Raw genomic sequence first — 16,367 nt, 5'->3', positions numbered from 1 at the left:
ACACCGCGAACCGGCGATCCGCGTGCGAGCGGATCGCCGTAGCCGGACGCACGACGCTCTCACCGACCCGGCCACCCTCCCCAGCCGACCGCGCCGAGCAGATCGCCGAGGCGCTCGACCGCCTCGACCCGGCCATCCGCAGCGCACTCGAGGAGGCGATCGCGCGCGTCCGCCGCGCCAGCGCCGCGCAGATCCCCCCGCCCCGCACCACCGAGCTCGACGACGGCGCCACGGTCACCCAGCGCTGGCAGCCCGTCGCCCGCGCCGGGCTGTACGTCCCCGGCGGCAAGGCGGTCTACCCGTCGAGCGTCGTCATGAACGCCGTGCCCGCGCAGGCCGCCGGAGTCGCCTCCATCGCCCTGGTCTCGCCGCCGCAGAAGGCGTTCGGCGGCTCCGTCCACCCCACGATCCTCGCGGCGGCCGCTCTGCTCGGCATCGACGAGGTCTACGCGGTCGGAGGCGCCGGAGCCGTCGCCGCACTGGCCTACGGCGTCGACTCGATCGGGCTGGACCCCGTCAGCATCATCACCGGGCCGGGCAACGTCTGGGTCACCACCGCGAAGCGCCAGGTGCTCGGCCAGGTCGGCATCGACTCCGAGGCGGGCCCGACCGAGATCCTCGTGATCGCCGACGACTCCGCCGACCCGCGCCTGGTCGCCGCCGACCTGGTCAGCCAGGCCGAGCACGACGAGGCCGCCTCCGCGGTCCTGGTCACCGACAGCGCCGAGCTCGCCGCCGCAGTCGAGCGCGAGGTCGCCGTCCAGGCCGCCGCCACCCACCACGCGGAGCGCGTGGCCATCGCACTCGACGGCCCGCAGTCCGCGCTCGTGATCGTCGACGACCTCGAGCTCGCCTGCGCGTTCAGTGACGCCTACGGCCCCGAGCACCTCGAGCTGCACACGGCCGACCCCGTCGCGACGGCCGAGCGGATCCACGACGCCGGCGCGATCTTCCTCGGCCCGACCACCCCGGTGAGCCTGGGCGACTACCTCGCCGGCTCCAACCACGTGCTCCCGACCCTCGGGCAGGCGCGCTTCTCCTCCGGGCTCGGCGCCTACACCTTCCTCCGGCCGCAGCAGCTGATCTCGTACGACCGCGGTGCGCTCGAGCGCGTCGCCACGCACATCCGCGCTCTCAGCGACGCCGAGGCGCTGCCCGCCCACGGCGACGCCGTCGACGCCCGCTTCGCCTGAGACCGAGAGGCCCTCGATGTTCTGCCCCTTCTGCCGGCACCCCGACTCCCGAGTGATCGACTCGCGCACGAGCGACGACGGCCTCTCGATCCGCCGCCGCCGGCAGTGCCCGTCGTGCGGCCGGCGCTTCTCGACGACCGAGACCGCGAGCCTCGTCGTGATCAAGCGCAGCGGAGTCGTGGAGCCGTTCAGCCGCGAGAAGATCGTCAGCGGCGTCCGGAAGGCCTGCCAGGGCCGGCCCGTCACCGACACCGATCTGGCCGTGCTCGCGCAGCGGGTGGAGGAGAGCATCCGCTCCACGGGCGCGTCGCAGATCGACGCGAACGACATCGGCCTCGCCATCCTGCCGCCGCTGCGCGAGCTCGACGAGGTCGCCTACCTTCGCTTCGCGAGCGTCTACCAGGCGTTCGACTCGCTGGACGACTTCGAGTCGGCGATCACCCTGCTCCGCGCCGAGCGCACCTCCGTGCCCCACAGCGCCGACGAGATCTGAGGCCCGGGTGTATCCGCTCCTGTTCCGCACCGTCCTGCGCCGCCTCGACCCGGAGCGGGCGCACCACCTGAGCTTCCCGGTGATCCGGGCCCTCGGAGCCCTCGCTCCGGTCGTGCGCCGGACCACCGTCCCGCGCGGAACGCCCGCGGTCGAGACGCTCGGGCTCCGCTTCGAGACCCCGTTCGGCGTCGCGGCCGGCTTCGACAAGGACGCCACCGCGGTCCTGGGCTTCGGTGCGCTCGGCTTCGGGCACGTCGAGGTCGGGACCCTGACCGCGCGGGCGCAGCCGGGCAACGACCGGCCGCGCCTCTTCCGGCTGATCGCGGACCGCGCCGTCGTCAACCGGATGGGCTTCAACAACCACGGGGCCGAGGCCGCGGCGCTGCGGCTGATCCGGCTGCGCAGCGCGCGCCGCCGCCCCGTGATCGGCGTCAACATCGGCAAGAGCCGGGTGGTCGAGGTGGACGACGCGATCGAGGACTATCTGATCAGCACGCGCCTTCTCGCGCCGCTCGCCGACTACCTCGTCGTGAACGTCAGCTCGCCGAACACCCCCGGGCTCCGCGGCCTGCAGGAGATCGACCGCCTCGAGCCGCTCCTCGCGGCCGTCAAGGACGCCGCCGACACGACGCCCCTGCTGGTCAAGATCGCCCCGGACCTCTCCGACGACGAGGTCGGCCGGGTCGCCGAGCTCGCCGTCCGCCTGGGTCTGGACGGGATCATCGCGACCAACACGACACTCTCCCGGGAGGGCCTCTCGACCGACCGCGCCGTGGTCGAGGCGGCCGGCGCCGGCGGCCTCTCCGGTGCCCCGCTGGCCGCGCGCTCGCTCGAGGTGCTCCGCGTGATCCGCGGCGTCGTCCCCGCGGCCTTCTGCGTGATCTCTGTCGGAGGAGTCGAGACGGCCGAGGACGTGCGCGAGCGCCTCGACGCGGGCGCCACCCTCGTCCAGGGCTACACCGCCTTCATCTACCGCGGGCCCCTGTGGGCTCGGGACATCAACCGGGGACTGGCCCGCGCCTCCTGACCCGCCGTGCACCACGAAGGGCCCCCGGAGCCGCGCGAGGCGCGACCGCAGGGGCCCTTCGTGGTCCGCCGTCCGACTACTCGGGGAAGGCGCGGCGCTTGACCTGGGGCTTCGGCAGGCGCATGACGCGCAGCTGGAGGGCGCGCATCGCGGCGTACCAGCGGATGCCCTTCTCGACCTTGTCGGCGCCGTAGCGCTCGGCGAGCTTCCGGCGCATCCGCATGCCGAGGAGGATGCAGTCGATCACCGCGAGGAGGAAGAACACCCAGAGGATGACCAGCGTCGCGTACTGCAGCTCCGGCTGCGGGAAGAAGCTCAGCAGCAGGACGACGACCATCACCGGGATGAGGAACTCGCCGAGGCTGAAGCGCGCGTCGACCCAGTCGCGCACGAACTTGCGCTGGGGACCCTTGTCACGCAGCGGCAGGTAGCGCTGGTCGCCGGCGGCCAGGCCGATGCGGGCCTGCTCGCGCGACACGGCGGCCTTCTCGCGGGCGTCGCGGGCGGCCTGCTTGCGGTCGGTGACGACCAGCGGACGCTTGCGGGCCAGCTCCTGCTCGCGCCGGGTCGGCGTCGGCCGGCCCTTCCCGGAGCCGGGGGAGCCGGCGTCGTCGGGCGTGTCGGTTGCGATCGGGTGCTTGGCCACGGGGAACGTCCTTGGAATCGGGGGTCTCTTAAGATTACCTCCATGGCTCACGACGCTCCGACTCCGCCCGCACTCTCCTCCGACGAGGAGGCCGTCCTCGCCGCCGTCCGCGACGATCTGCCGCGCTCGCTCGCCCAGCTCGGGCAGCTCGTGCGGATCCCGTCCGTCTCGTGGGACGGCTTCGACGCCACCCGCGTGGCCGCCAGCGCCGAGGCCATCGCCGAGCTCGCGCGCGAGACGGGCGTCTTCGACGACGTCGCGATCCACAGCGCCACGATCGACGGCACCGACGTGCTCGGCCAGCCGGCCGTCCTGGCCACCCGCGCCGCCCGCAACGGAGCGCCGACCGTCCTCCTCTACGCCCACCACGACGTGCAGCCGCAGGGCGCGGAGTCGGCGTGGGAGACGCCTCCGTTCGAGCCGACCGTGCGCGGCGACCGCCTGTACGGGCGCGGTGCCGCCGACGACAAGGCCGGAGTCGTGTCCCACCTCGCCGCGGTGCGCGCACTCCGCGAGGTCGCGGGCGAGGACCACGACCTCGGGCTCGTCCTCTTCATCGAGGGGGAGGAGGAGTTCGGGTCGCGCTCGTTCCCCACCTTCCTCCGCGAGCACCACGACGCCCTCCGCGCGGATGCGATCATCGTCGCCGACAGCGACAACTGGGACGTCGACACCCCCGCGCTGACGGTGGGACTGCGCGGCAACGTCACCTTCACCCTCACCGTCAGCACTCTCGCGCACGCCTCGCACTCGGGCATGCTCGGCGGAGCGGTCCCGGACGCGATGCTCGCGGCGGTGCGCCTGCTCGCGACGCTCTGGAACGAGGACGGCTCGGTCGCCGTCGCAGGCCTCACCGAGCACGACGGAGCGGTGCCCGAGACGACCGAGGAGGACCTCCGCCGCGACTCGGGGCTGCTCGACGGGGTCTCGCCGATCGGCACCGGCGCGATCCTCTCGCGCCTGTGGTCGAAGCCGGCCGTCACGGTCACCGGGATCGATGCGCCCAGCGTCGTCGACGCCTCCAACACCCTGGTCCCGTCCGTGCGCGTGAAGATCAGCGCCCGCATCGCCCCCGGCCAGGACGCGGAGGAGGCCTTCGCCGCCATCGAGAGCCACCTGCGGGCGAACTCCCCGTTCGGCGCTCAGCTCGCGATCGAGGACGTCGACACCGGCAGCCCCTTCCTGGTCGACGCGACCGGCTGGGCCGTGGACCTGGTGAAGGGCGCGATGGCGGACGCGTGGGGACGCGAGCCCCTCGAGACCGGGATCGGCGGGAGCATCCCGTTCATCGCCGACCTCGTGCGCGAGTTCCCCGAGGCTCAGATCCTCGTCACCGGTGTCGAGGACCCCGACTCGCGCGCGCACAGCCCCAACGAGTCGCTGCACCTGGGCGTCTTCAAGCGCGCCGCGCAGACCGAGGCGCTGTTCCTGCTCCGCGCCGCCGCTCACCGCGACTGACCACCGGTCGTGGAATACCCGGGTGACCGCCCGGGTTGCAGCCGTAGAATCCCGGAAGGCACGACGACCGTTCCGCCCGTCCCCTGAGGAGTGACATGTCAGACACACTGACCGACCAGACGGCGACCCCCCTCGCCACCCCGCCCAGCGCGGCCCACGGCGTCTCGATGACCCCGACCGCCGCCGCCAAGGTCAAGAGCCTGCTCGAGCAGGAGGGCCGCGACGACCTGCGCCTGCGCGTCGCCGTGCAGCCCGGGGGCTGCTCCGGCCTCATCTACCAGCTCTACTTCGACGAGCGCACCCTCGACGGCGACGCCGCGGTGGAGTTCGAGGGCGTCGGCCTCGTCGTCGACAAGATGAGCGTCCCCTACCTCGACGGCGCCTCGATCGACTTCGAGGACACCATCCAGAAGCAGGGCTTCACCATCGACAACCCCAACGCGGGCGGCAGCTGCGCCTGCGGCGACAGCTTCCACTGACGCCGCGCGGCCCCGGGCCGCAGCGCCTCCGAACGGCGTCCGACAGTCCACCCCGGTGGCCCGTCGGGCGCCGTTCGTCATGACTGCACCACTCGGCCGGGACGTCAAGAGCGGGTCGTCGTGCACCGGGCCGCCGGAGCGGAAGGGTAGGCTGGAGCCGGTCTAATACAGTTTCGTGTGAACTGGTCCCCAGTCTTCCGAAAGGTCACCGGTGCGCTTCAATCGCCGAATCCGCAGATGGGTCGCTGCCCCCGTCGCAGGAGCCCTCGCCCTCGTCCTCGCGGGCTGCACGCAAGAGCAGCTCCAGGGCTGGCTCCCCACCGAACCCGGCACGACGAACCACGTCGACCGCGTCATCGGACTCTGGGTCACCTCCTGGATCGTCCTGCTCGCCGTCGGCGTCGTCACGTGGGGTCTCACCATCTGGGCGGTGGTCGTCTACCGCCGTCGCAAGGGGCAGACCGGCCTGCCGGTCCAGTTGCGCTACAACATGCCGATCGAGATCTTCTACACGATCGTGCCGCTGATCCTCGTGATCGGCTTCTTCGCCTTCACCGCGCGCGACCAGGCGGCCATCGAGCAGCCCTACGACGACCCGGACGAGACCATCCAGGTGTACGGCAAGCAGTGGGCGTGGGACTTCAACTACGTCGACGAGGACGTCTACTCCGCCGGCATCCAGGGCCAGTACCAGGAGGGCGGGGACGCGGCCGGCTCGCTCGTCGAGTCCGAGATCCCCACGCTCTACCTGCCCGTCGGACAGAAGATCAAGATCCAGCTCGACGCGCGCGACGTGATCCACTCCTTCTGGGTCGTCGACTTCCTCTACAAGAAGGACATGATCCCCGGCAAGACGAACTACATGTACGTCACGCCGCTCAAGGAGGGGACCTACGCGGGCAAGTGCGCCGAGCTCTGCGGCGAGTACCACTCCGCGATGCTCTTCAACGTCAAGGTCGTCTCGCAGGGCGAGTACGACGACTACATCCAGTCGCTGCGCGACGCGGGCCAGACCGGTCAGCTCGGCGCCGAGTACAACCGCAATTCGAACCTTCCCGGAACCGGCGCGCCGGCCCGCGAGAACGAGGAGTAAGGGAGCATGAGCACCGCCACGGCACCCCGCCCGACGCGCACCGCCGGCACTCCGCCGGTCCAGCGCAAGGCGAACGTCCTCGTCCGCTGGATGACGTCGACCGACCACAAGGTCATCGGGTACATGTACCTGATCACGTCGTTCATCTACTTCTGCATCGCCGGCGTGATGGCACTCGTCATCCGCGCCCAGCTGTTCGAGCCCGGCCTGAACGTGGTCGAGACGCGCGAGCAGTACAACCAGCTGTTCACGATGCACGGCACGATCATGCTGCTGATGTTCGCGACGCCGCTCTTCGCCGGGTTCGCCAACGTCCTGATGCCGCTGCAGATCGGCGCCCCCGACGTCGCGTTCCCCCGCCTCAACGCCTTCGCGTACTGGCTCTACAGCTTCGGCTCGCTCATCGCGGTCGCCGGATTCGTCACCCCGCAGGGTGCGGCGTCCTTCGGCTGGTTCGCCTACGCGCCACTGTCGAGCACGACGTTCTCACCAGGGCTCGGCGGCAATCTCTGGGTCTTCGGCCTCGCCCTCTCGGGCTTCGGCACGATCCTCGGCGCGGTGAACTTCATCACGACGATCATCACGATGCGCGCTCCCGGCATGACGATGTTCCGCATGCCGATCTTCACCTGGAACATCCTGGTGACGTCGATCCTCGTGCTGCTCGCGTTCCCGGTGCTCGCCGCCGCGATGTTCGCCCTCGGCGCCGACCGCGTGTTCGACGCACACATCTACGATGCGGCCAACGGCGGCGTCCTGCTCTGGCAGCACCTGTTCTGGTTCTTCGGCCACCCCGAGGTGTACATCATCGCGCTGCCGTTCTTCGGCATCGTGTCCGAGGTCTTCCCGGTCTTCAGCCGCAAGCCGATCTTCGGCTACAAGACGCTGATCTACGCGACCATCGCGATCGCCGCTCTCTCCGTGACGGTGTGGGCGCACCACATGTACGTCACCGGATCGGTCCTGCTGCCGTTCTTCTCGCTGATGACCATGCTCATCGCGGTTCCGACCGGCGTGAAGATCTTCAACTGGGTCGGCACCATGTGGCGCGGATCGGTGACCTTCGAGACCCCGATGATCTGGGCGATCGGCTTCCTGATCACCTTCACCTTCGGTGGACTCACCGGCGTGATCCTCGCGTCGCCCCCGCTCGACTTCCACGTCTCGGACTCGTACTTCGTGGTGGCGCACTTCCACTACGTCGTGTTCGGAACCGTCGTCTTCGCGATGTTCTCGGGCTTCTACTTCTGGTGGCCCAAGTGGACCGGCAAGATGCTGAACGAGACACTGGGCAAGTGGCACTTCTGGCTGCTGTTCATCGGCTTCCACACCACCTTCCTCATCCAGCACTGGCTGGGCGTCGTCGGCATGCCGCGCCGCTACGCCAGCTACCTGCCCGAGGACGGCTTCACCTGGATGAACCAGGTGTCGACGGTCGGAGCGATGATCCTCGCGGTGTCGCTGATCCCGTTCTTCCTGAACGTGTACATCACGGCCCGCAAGGCGCCCAAGGTGACGGTGAACGACCCGTGGGGCTTCTCCCGGTCGCTCGAGTGGGCCACCTCGTGCCCGCCGCCCCGCCACAACTTCACCTCGATCCCGCGCATCCGCAGCGAGGCCCCGGCGTTCGACCTCAACCACCCCGAGGCCGGCATCCCCGTCGGAATCGGTCCGGCGAAGGACGCTCCGGACGCCCCCACGTACGACAAGTCCGAAGGCACGGTGAAGTAGGGCCATGCGCGCCAACGTCAATCTCTTCTGGCTCCTCGCGGGCTTCTTCCTCCTCGCCGACATCACGTACATCGTGTGGTCGCTGCTCGACACGGGCCAGGTGGAGTGGGTCGGCACCGTCGGCATCGGCCTCTCGGCCGTGCTGGGCGCGTTCATCGCGTTCTACGTCGGCCGCGTCCACAAGGCGCAGGGTGCCGAGCTCCCCGAGGACCGCCTCGATGCGGACATCGATGACGGAGACCCCGAGCTGGGCTTCTTCAGCCCGTGGAGCTGGTGGCCGCTGATCCTGGGCGGTTCCGCGGCCCTCGGATTCCTCGGCCTGGCCGTGGGGTTCTGGATCACCTACATCGCCGTCGGACTCTTCCTGGTCGCCATCGCCGGCTGGGTGTACGAGTACTACCGCGGGTACTTCGCCCGATAGGGCGCATCGCACGGCCGAGGGCCGGGTGCACGAGGGCTTCGGCTCCGTGCACCCGGCCTTTTCGCCTATCCAGGAGGAAGCGATGCGCGGTCGGGGCCCGGTCGGCTCGGCCGTTCGGCTGCGTGCAGGGGCGTCATTCGCCGATCGGTGGCGGATCGAGCCTCCCCGTGAGAGCCGGGACCTCCCGGTGAGGGCCGGGGCCTCCCGGTGAGGGCCGGGATCGCTCAGTGAGGGATGACGAGGTGAGCTGGATCTCTCGCGGTGTCCTGCTGGCGGGACACCGAGGCGTCCTGCGCGGAGGAACTCGTCTGGGCACATCCCGACGGCCCGCGACGTGGAAGCTCGCAGGGCAGTGCAGCGGGCGGCGCCGAGCAGGAGCGTCGGCCTGCGTCATCACCCCTACGGGTCTGCGCTGCGACGGCTCCTGCTCTGGTCGCGGGTAAGCGGGCTACGCCTGTGGCGGCTCTCCTGTGCGGCTGTGGGCGTGCCGACGGCGGTGGCGCGCTACGGATTGCGGATACTGCTGCGCCTGCGGCTGTACTGGGGCTGCTGCGCCTGTTCTGGCGCCTGCGCCGCCCTGCGGACCTCTGCACACCGTTCTGAACCCAGTGGAGCCTGCACCCCGACGGAACCGCGCGCGCCCCTGCAGCTCGTGGAGCTCCTCGGTACTGCTAACGGGTTGTGTGCCGGTCGGCGCGACGACAGGGAGCCTGAGACGCCGCTGCAGCGACGGTCGTCGATGTCCGGAGGTCGCCTCCTCTGTCGCACCGGCGAGCGTCGCCGTCGCCGATCACAGAGGGTTCGACCGTGAGTGGGGGGAGGGCAGTCCTGATAGGCCTGCTGGGGACGGGTGCCCTCGAACTGATCCGGAGCGTCTCGACGTGTACGGGAACCGAGTACCTCACCGGACGACCACACTGCGAGCATGCAGAGGGGCTGGATCACTCCATGATCGGACGGGGGCGGACGTCTCCAGCTCGGCGGTGAGACGGCGTCTCGTGATCCAAGGAGCGGAGGTCTCGAGGTCCGGAGTATCGCCCCACCTTCCTGCCGGCTTGTCGCCGTCGAGGCGCTGTGATCCGGTCTCACCGGCTCCCGGTCCACCGCCGACCTCCACCGCTCCAGGAGTCAGGCGCCGCCCCGCTGCAGGAACGACGAAGGGCCCGGACGAATGAACGTCCGGGCCCTTCGGGGGGAGGATCAGTGCTCGCTGTGCGAGCTCTCGAGCTCCTTCTGGGTGACGGGGGTGATCCGGTCCTCGAAGAACCAGCGGGAGAGGCCGGCGCGGACGCGCTGCGGGGCGGTGATGCGGCCACGCGAGTCCGGACGGATCATCAGGGGCTCGTACTCGTCCTGACCGACGAGCTTCCAGCGCTCGTACTCGTCGAGCTGCTGGTGCACCTCGATGAATTCGCCGCCGGGGAGGCGGACAATGCGGCCCGACTCGAAGCCGTGCAGCGCGATCTCGCGGTCCTTCTTCTGCAGCGCCAGGCAGATGCGCTTGGTTATGAAGTACGCGATGAACGGACCCGCGATGAGCAGGAACTGCAGGCTGTGGATCACGCCCTCCATCGTGAGGTGGAAGTGCGTCGCGATGAGGTCGGATGAGGCGGCGGCCCAGAGGACGGCGTAGAAGCTGACTCCAGCGGCGCCGATCGCGGTGCGGGTCGCGGCGTTGCGCGGGCGGTCGAGCAGGTGGTGCTCGCGCTTGTCACCGGTGATCCACGCCTCGAGGAACGGGTAGAGCATGACCACGGCGATGAACAGTCCGAGACCGACGAGCGGGATCAGGATGTTGAACGACAGGGTTCCGATGCCCGGGATGGCCCACTCAAGTCCCGGCGGGACGAGGCGCAGGGCGCCGTCGGCGAACCCGATGTACCAGTCGGGCTGGGTTCCCGCGGAGACGGGCGAGGGGTCGTACGGGCCGTAGTTCCAGATCGGGTTGATCGTGAACAGCGAGGCGATGAGGACGACGACGCCGAAGACGATGAAGAAGAATCCACCGGCCTTCGCGGCGTAGACCGGCAGCACCGGGTAGCCGACGACGTTCTGCTCGGTCTTGCCCGCACCGGGGAACTGGGTGTGCTTGTGGACGACCACGAACACGAGGTGGAGGGCGATGAACGCGAGCACCAGCGCCGGCAGCAGCAGGATGTGCAGCGTGTAGAGGCGGCCGACGATGTCGGTGCCCGGGAACTCGCCGCCGAAGAGCAGGAACGAGATCCAGGTGCCGACGATCGGGATGCCCTTGACCATGCCGTCGATGATGCGGAGGCCGTTGCCCGAGAGCAGGTCGTCGGGGAGCGAGTAGCCGGTGAAGCCCTCGGCCATCGCGAGGATGAAGAGGACGAAGCCGATGACCCAGTTGAGCTCGCGGGGCTTGCGGAACGCACCGGTGAAGAAGATGCGCAGCATGTGCAGGCCGATCGAGGCCACGAACAGCAGTGCCGCCCAGTGGTGGATCTGCCGCATCAGCAGGCCGCCGCGGATGTCGAAGGAGATGTCGAGCGAGGACGACATCGCCGCCGACATCTCGATGCCCTTGAGGGGCAGGTAGCTGCCCTCGTAGTGCGTCTCGACCATCGAGGCCTGGAAGAAGAAGGTGAGGAAGGTGCCCGACAGCAGGATGATGACGAAGCTGTAGAGCGCGACCTCGCCGAGGAGGAAGGACCAGTGGTCGGGGAAGATCTTGCGACCGAACTCCTTGACGACCGCGGAGATGCTCGTGCGCTCGTCGATGTAGTTCGACGCCGCTCCGACGTACCCCTTCTGGAACTTGCCGGATCCGAGGATGACGCCGTCCTCGGGCTCCGCGGGGGAGCTGGAGGGGCGTGAGGGGGTGGTGGTGGACATGTGAGTCATCGCTCCCAGAAGGACGGTCCGACGGGCTCCGTGAAGTCGCTTCTGGCGACCAGGTAACCCTCGGCGTCGACGGTGATGGGGAGCTGCGGAAGCGGACGCTTCGCCGGGCCGAAGATGACGGCGGCCTCGCGCGTGATGTCGAATTGCGACTGGTGGCACGGGCACAGCAGGTGGTGGGTCTGCTGCTCGTACAGCGCCACAGGGCAGCCGACGTGCGTGCAGATCTTGGAGTAGGCGACGATTCCGTCGTAGTTCCAGGTCTCGCGACCCTCACTGACGATGAGGTCCTCCGGCTTCAGGCGCATCAGGAGGACGGCGGCCTTGGCCTTCTCCTCCAGCTTGCCCTCGGCGTCGTTGAGACCCTCGGGGATGACGTGGAAGGCGGATCCGAGGGTGACGTCCGATGCGAGGATCGGCGCTCCCGACGGGTCCAGGGTGAGCCTCGTGCCCTCTTCCCACAGGGTGGTCTTGAGGAGGGCGACGGGGTTCTGGTCCTGCGGGCCGAGGCCCCGGAACAGGATCACGGCGGGCAGGGGGAACACGACGAGGGAGGCGATCAGGCTGTTCCGGACGAGGGAGCGGCGGCCGAAGCCGGACTCCTTGTCGGACTGGTCGAAGATCTCGAGCGCACGGGCGCGGGTGGGCTCCGCGCTGCGGACGGGGTGGCGGATGTCGATGCCCTCGTGGTCCGACATCAGCTGCTTGCCCCAGTGGACGGCGGCGATGCCGATGCCCAGGAGCGCGAGGGACATGCCCAGGCCGATGAACAGCGTGTTCAGCCGGACCGACGCGACGTCCTCGGTGATCGGGAACGCCATGTAGGCGGCGACCGCGAAGATCGAGCCCGCGAAGGAGAGGTAGAAGAGCGTGTACACCGTGCGCTCGGCACGCTTCTCGACCTTGGGGTCGAGGTCGGTCATCCGGGGGCGGTGCGGCGGGAGGCCCGGGTCCTGGACGCGGTCCCGCGTCACGACCGCGGTGCCGGCCGGAGCCGTTCCGTGCCCGGTGGCCGACGAGGTGGCGAGGTCCGTGCCACCCTCATCGTGCTCTGCCATGGTTCTCCTTTTCACGCCGTGTCGGCACCAGTCGGTGCCGTGGGTCAGTCGCGCCCGTCAGGGCGCTGCAGTCGTCTAGTTGGATCGGGCGGTGATCCACACCGTCAGGGCCACGATCGCGCCGAGGCCGAAGATCCAGAGGAACAGGCCCTCCGCGACCGGCCCGAGGGAGCCGAGCGCGAATCCGCCCGGGGACGGGTTGGCCTCGATGTACTTGAGGTACGAGATGATGTCGCGCTTGTCCTCGGGCGAGATGTTCAGGTCGTTGAAGACCGGCATGTTCTGCGGGCCGGTGACCATCGCCTCGTAGATGTGCGCCTCGGTCACGCCGCCCAGCGGGGGAGCGAACTTGCCCTCGGTGAGCGCGCCGCCGGCTCCGGCGACGTTGTGGCACATGGCGCAGTTGATGCGGAACAGCTCGGCGCCGTTCGCCGCGTCGCCCTGTCCGTCGAGGACCTCGCCCTCGGGAATCGCGGGGCCGGGGGCCAGCGACGCGACGTAGGCGGCGAGCTCGCCGACCTGCTCGTCGGTGAACTGCACCGGCTTCTCGAGCGCCTGGGGGCCGTGCATCTGCATCGGCATGCGGCCGGTGCCGACCTGGAAGTCGACCGACGCCGCGCCCACTCCGATGAGGGAGGGAGCGTTGTCGGTGCCCGCGGCGTCGAGGCCGTGGCAGGTGGCGCAGTTCGCGGCGAAGAGCTTCGAGCCCTCGTCGATCGTCTGCTGGCTGGTGGACGACGTCTCCGCGGAGGCGGACGTCGCGACGCCGACCGCGGCGTAGGTCCCGCCGGTGAGCCCGAGGCCGATGGCGATCAGGGCCAGGGTGGCGAGCGGGTGGCGGCGACCCTTCTTGGCTCGGCTCTTCGTCTTCGGGGAGGCCATCGAGGCGTCCTTCCTGCGGGGGTCGGGAGTGGAGTGGGGCATCGGCGGGCGCGTCACTTGAGGAAGTAGATGACGGCGAACAGGCCGACCCAGACGACATCGACGAAGTGCCAGTAGTACGAGACGACGATGGCGCTCGTCGCCTCCTTGTGGCCGAAGTTCTTGACCGCGAAGCCGCGGCCGATGACGAGGAGGAACGCGATGAGGCCGCCGGTGACGTGCAGGGCGTGGAAGCCGGTCGTCAGGTAGAAGGCGGAGCCGTAGGCGTTGCTGGAGAGCGTGACGCCCTCGGAGACGAGGGTCGCGTACTCGAGCACCTGGCCGGAGACGAAGACCGCGCCCAGGGCGTAGGTGAGGAAGAACCACTCGACCATGCCCCACTTGAACGGGCTGAGGCCCGTCGCACGCGGCTGCAGCCGCTCGGCGGCGAACACGCCGAACTGGCAGCTGAACGACGAGGCCACGAGGATCACCGTGTTCACGCCCGCGTAGGGGACGTTGAGGATCTGGGTCTCGGCGCCCCAGAGCTCGGGAGAGGTGCTGCGCAGGGTGAAGTAGATCGCGAAGAGGCCCGCGAAGAACATGACCTCGCTGCCCAGCCAGACGATCGTTCCGACCGCGACCGGGTTGGGTCGGTTCACTACGGGCGCGGTGGCCGTGGGGGAGAGAGAGGTGCTCGTCACACAGACCATTATGGCCGATGGCAGGGGAGGGAAGTCGCACTAGCCGGGAGGCGATCCTCGTCGCATAATCTGGGAGCCATGTCGGAAACCCTGTCCTGGCCGCACGTTCTCAGCGCACTCCTCGAGTCCTCCGATCTGAGCGTCTCCGAGGCGACGTGGGCCATGGAGCAGGTGATGGAGGGCGCGGCGACTCCGGCGCAGCTCGCCGGACTGCTGGTGGCCCTCCGGGCGAAGGGCGAGACCGTCGACGAGATCGTCGGCTTCCGCGACGCGATCCTCGACCACGCGGTGCCGCTGGACGTGGACCCGATGGCCCTGGACATCGTCGGGACGGGCGGGGACCGCTTCGGGACCGTCAACATCTCCTCCACCGCGTCGATCATCGCGGCCGCCGCCGGCACGCCCGTCGTGAAGCACGGGAACAAGGCCGCGTCCTCCTCCTCCGGCTCCTCCGACGTGCTCGCGGCACTCGGGGTCGACCTCTCCCTCTCCCCCGAGCGGGTGGCCGAGGTGTTCCGGCGGACGGGGATCGCCTTCGTCTTCGCGTCCCTCTTCCACCCCGGCTTCCGGCACGCCGGTCCGGTGCGCGCCGAGCTGGGCGTGCCGACGGTGTTCAACTTCCTCGGCCCGCTCTGCAATCCGGCGCGTCCCGAGGCGTCGGCGGTCGGAGTGGCGCACCTCGACCGGGTGCCGCTGGTCGTCGGCGTGTTCCGGACGCGCGGGGCGACGGCTCTGGTGTTCCGCGGGGACGACGGCCTCGACGAGCTCACCACCACGGGTCACAGCCACATCTGGGAGGTGTCGCGCGGCTCCGTGGTCGAGCACGACCTCGACCCGCGCGACCTGGGCCTGCCCCGCGCGCGGATCGACGAGCTGCGCGGCCGCGACGCCGCCTACAACGCGAGCGTGGTGCGCTCGGTGCTCGCGGGAGACGGCGGCCCCGTCCGCGACATCGTCCTTCTGAACGCGGCCGCGGGCCTCGCGGCGTTCGACCTGGCGCGCGACCCGGACCTGGTGCGCACGCCCGTCCTGGAGCGCCTGCGGACGTCGATGGACCGCGCGGCGGAGGCCGTCGACTCCGGGGCCGCCACGGCCAAGCTCGAGGAGTGGGTCCGCGAGACGCAGCGCGCCGTCGTCCCGCTGCCGTAGGCGCGAGCGCAGGGCGTAACGTGGGGCTGCTGTCCGCGACGGTGCGGGCGGCGATCCACCACGCGCCGGATCGCCCGCAGGTCACGGGTCGCCCGAGTGGTGGCCCGATCCTGGAGGAGACCTCGATGAAGAAGCTCATCAACGACCCGAAGAACGTCGTCACGGAGTCGGTGGCCGGCTTCGGCCTGGCCCACGCCGACCTGGTCCGGGTGGTGTCGGATCCCCTGTTCGTGGTGCGGGCCGACGCGCCCCGCTCGGGCAAGGTGGGCATCGTCAGCGGAGGCGGCAGCGGGCACGAGCCGCTGCACGCGGGCTTCGTCGGATTCGGGATGCTGGACGCCGCCGTCCCCGGTCCCGTCTTCACCTCGCCCACGCCCGACCCGATCGTCGCGGCCACGCAGGCCGTCGACGGCGGTGCGGGTGTGCTGCACATCGTGAAGAACTACACGGGCGACGTCCTGAACTTCGAGACCGCGGCCGACCTCGCCGGCGCCGAGGGGATCGAGGTGCGCAGCGTGATCGTCGATGACGACGTCGCGGTGAAGGACTCGCTCTACACCGCGGGCCGCCGCGGCGTGGCCGGCACCGTGCTGGTCGAGCGGATCGCGGGCGCGGCGGCCGAGCGGGGCGACTCCCTCGACGAGGTCGCGACGATCGCCGAGACGGTGATCGCGAACGTGCGCTCGATGGGCGTCGCCCTCACGCCGTGCATCGTCCCGCACGCGGGCGAGCCGAGCTTCGAGCTGGGCGAGGACGAGATCGAGATCGGCATCGGCATCCACGGCGAGCCCGGCCGGGAGAAGATCGCGCTGGAGCCGGCCGACCGCATCGTCGACCGGATCCTCGGCCCGATCCTGGAGGACCTGCCGTTCTCCTCCGGGGACGAGGTGCTGCTCCTGGTGAACGGCATGGGCGGCACGCCGCAGATCGAGCTGTACCTCGCCTACCGCCGCGCAGCCGAGGCGCTGGCCGAGAAGGGGATCACCGTCGCACGCAGCCTCGTCGGCAACTACACGACGTCGCTCGAGATGCAGGGCTTCTCGCTCACCGTCCTCAAGCTCGACGACGCCCTGACCGAGCTGTGGGACTCCCCGGTGCAGACCGCGGCGCTGCGGTGGGGACGCTGAGCGCCCGCGCGCACACCATGACCGGAACGACAGCCGCAGGAGCGGCCCACGAGGAGGAGACGACC

At 70.0% G+C, this 16,367-nt stretch carries 15 protein-coding genes; 10 read left to right on the top strand and 5 right to left on the bottom strand.

Annotation, left to right across the window (positions count from 1 at the left end; all coding sequences use genetic code 11):
* From hisD to C5B92_RS14480, 3 genes are all read left to right on the top strand, one after another.
* Nucleotides 1-1,193, top strand: a 1,193-nt coding sequence (gene hisD / locus C5B92_RS14490) for a histidinol dehydrogenase (protein WP_104350525.1), incomplete at its 5' end; no start/stop codon positions are given.
* 16 nt (nt 1,194-1,209) lie between these two features.
* Nucleotides 1,210-1,686 carry a transcriptional regulator NrdR gene (nrdR, locus tag C5B92_RS14485; RefSeq protein WP_104224657.1) on the top strand — a complete coding sequence of 159 codons (477 nt, stop codon included), beginning with the start codon at nt 1,210-1,212 and terminating at the stop codon, nt 1,684-1,686.
* A 7-nt stretch (nt 1,687-1,693) separates the two neighbouring features.
* Nucleotides 1,694-2,713, top strand: coding sequence for a quinone-dependent dihydroorotate dehydrogenase (locus tag C5B92_RS14480; protein WP_104350524.1), 1,020 nt, complete (start codon nt 1,694-1,696; stop codon nt 2,711-2,713).
* A gap of 76 nt (nt 2,714-2,789) precedes the next feature.
* On the opposite strand, the gene C5B92_RS14475 is transcribed toward C5B92_RS14480, so the two are convergent.
* Complete coding sequence (locus tag C5B92_RS14475; RefSeq protein WP_181027102.1) at nt 2,790-3,359, bottom strand: DUF3043 domain-containing protein; 570 nt, start codon at nt 3,357-3,359, stop codon at nt 2,790-2,792.
* A gap of 42 nt (nt 3,360-3,401) precedes the next feature.
* Here C5B92_RS14475 and C5B92_RS14470 point away from each other — a divergent pair, with 42 nt between their 5' ends.
* The 5 genes from C5B92_RS14470 to C5B92_RS14450 all read left to right on the top strand — a co-directional run bounded on the left by C5B92_RS14470 (nt 3,402) and on the right by C5B92_RS14450 (nt 8,541).
* Nucleotides 3,402-4,817 (top strand): dipeptidase, encoded by a 1,416-nt coding sequence (locus C5B92_RS14470; protein WP_104246756.1) that lies wholly within the window; start codon nt 3,402-3,404, stop codon nt 4,815-4,817.
* 95 nt (nt 4,818-4,912) lie between these two features.
* Nucleotides 4,913-5,296 (top strand): iron-sulfur cluster insertion protein ErpA, encoded by a 384-nt coding sequence (gene erpA / locus C5B92_RS14465; protein WP_104224654.1) that lies wholly within the window; start codon nt 4,913-4,915, stop codon nt 5,294-5,296.
* Between the two features lie 211 nt (nt 5,297-5,507).
* A complete protein-coding gene (coxB, locus tag C5B92_RS14460; protein WP_104224653.1) occupies nt 5,508-6,389 on the top strand; it encodes a cytochrome c oxidase subunit II in 882 nt (293 codons plus the stop codon).
* Between the two features lie 6 nt (nt 6,390-6,395).
* Entirely contained in the window at nt 6,396-8,120 is a 1,725-nt protein-coding gene (gene ctaD / locus C5B92_RS14455; RefSeq protein WP_104224652.1) for a cytochrome c oxidase subunit I, read from the top strand.
* Between the two features lie 4 nt (nt 8,121-8,124).
* Nucleotides 8,125-8,541 (top strand): cytochrome c oxidase subunit 4, encoded by a 417-nt coding sequence (locus C5B92_RS14450; protein ID WP_104224651.1) that lies wholly within the window; start codon nt 8,125-8,127, stop codon nt 8,539-8,541.
* A gap of 1,200 nt (nt 8,542-9,741) precedes the next feature.
* Here the strand turns inward: C5B92_RS14450 and C5B92_RS14445 are convergent.
* From C5B92_RS14445 to C5B92_RS14430, 4 genes are all read right to left on the bottom strand, one after another.
* A complete protein-coding gene (locus C5B92_RS14445; protein ID WP_104224650.1) occupies nt 9,742-11,397 on the bottom strand; it encodes a ubiquinol-cytochrome c reductase cytochrome b subunit in 1,656 nt (551 codons plus the stop codon).
* 5 nt (nt 11,398-11,402) lie between these two features.
* A complete protein-coding gene (locus C5B92_RS14440; protein WP_104225358.1) occupies nt 11,403-12,461 on the bottom strand; it encodes a ubiquinol-cytochrome c reductase iron-sulfur subunit in 1,059 nt (352 codons plus the stop codon).
* Between the two features lie 75 nt (nt 12,462-12,536).
* A complete protein-coding gene (locus C5B92_RS14435) occupies nt 12,537-13,343 on the bottom strand; it encodes a c-type cytochrome (protein ID WP_104224648.1) in 807 nt (268 codons plus the stop codon).
* 53 nt (nt 13,344-13,396) lie between these two features.
* The gene (locus C5B92_RS14430) at nt 13,397-14,035 is read right to left on the bottom strand and encodes a heme-copper oxidase subunit III (RefSeq protein ID WP_104224647.1); all 639 of its coding nucleotides are present in this window, start codon (nt 14,033-14,035) and stop codon (nt 13,397-13,399) included.
* 69 nt (nt 14,036-14,104) lie between these two features.
* Here C5B92_RS14430 and trpD point away from each other — a divergent pair, with 69 nt between their 5' ends.
* Together trpD and dhaK are read left to right on the top strand one after the other, a co-directional pair.
* Nucleotides 14,105-15,175, top strand: coding sequence for an anthranilate phosphoribosyltransferase (trpD, locus tag C5B92_RS14425; protein WP_104225357.1), 1,071 nt, complete (start codon nt 14,105-14,107; stop codon nt 15,173-15,175).
* A gap of 125 nt (nt 15,176-15,300) precedes the next feature.
* A complete protein-coding gene (dhaK, locus tag C5B92_RS14420) occupies nt 15,301-16,302 on the top strand; it encodes a dihydroxyacetone kinase subunit DhaK (RefSeq protein ID WP_104224645.1) in 1,002 nt (333 codons plus the stop codon).
* The last annotated feature ends 65 nt before the right edge of the window (nt 16,303-16,367 follow it).

The organism is Rathayibacter sp. AY1A4 (assembly GCF_002930955.1).
Lineage (GTDB): Bacteria > Actinomycetota > Actinomycetes > Actinomycetales > Microbacteriaceae > Rathayibacter.
Note: the sequence above shows the minus strand (reverse complement) of the source record. Positions and strands in the feature narration are given on the sequence as shown.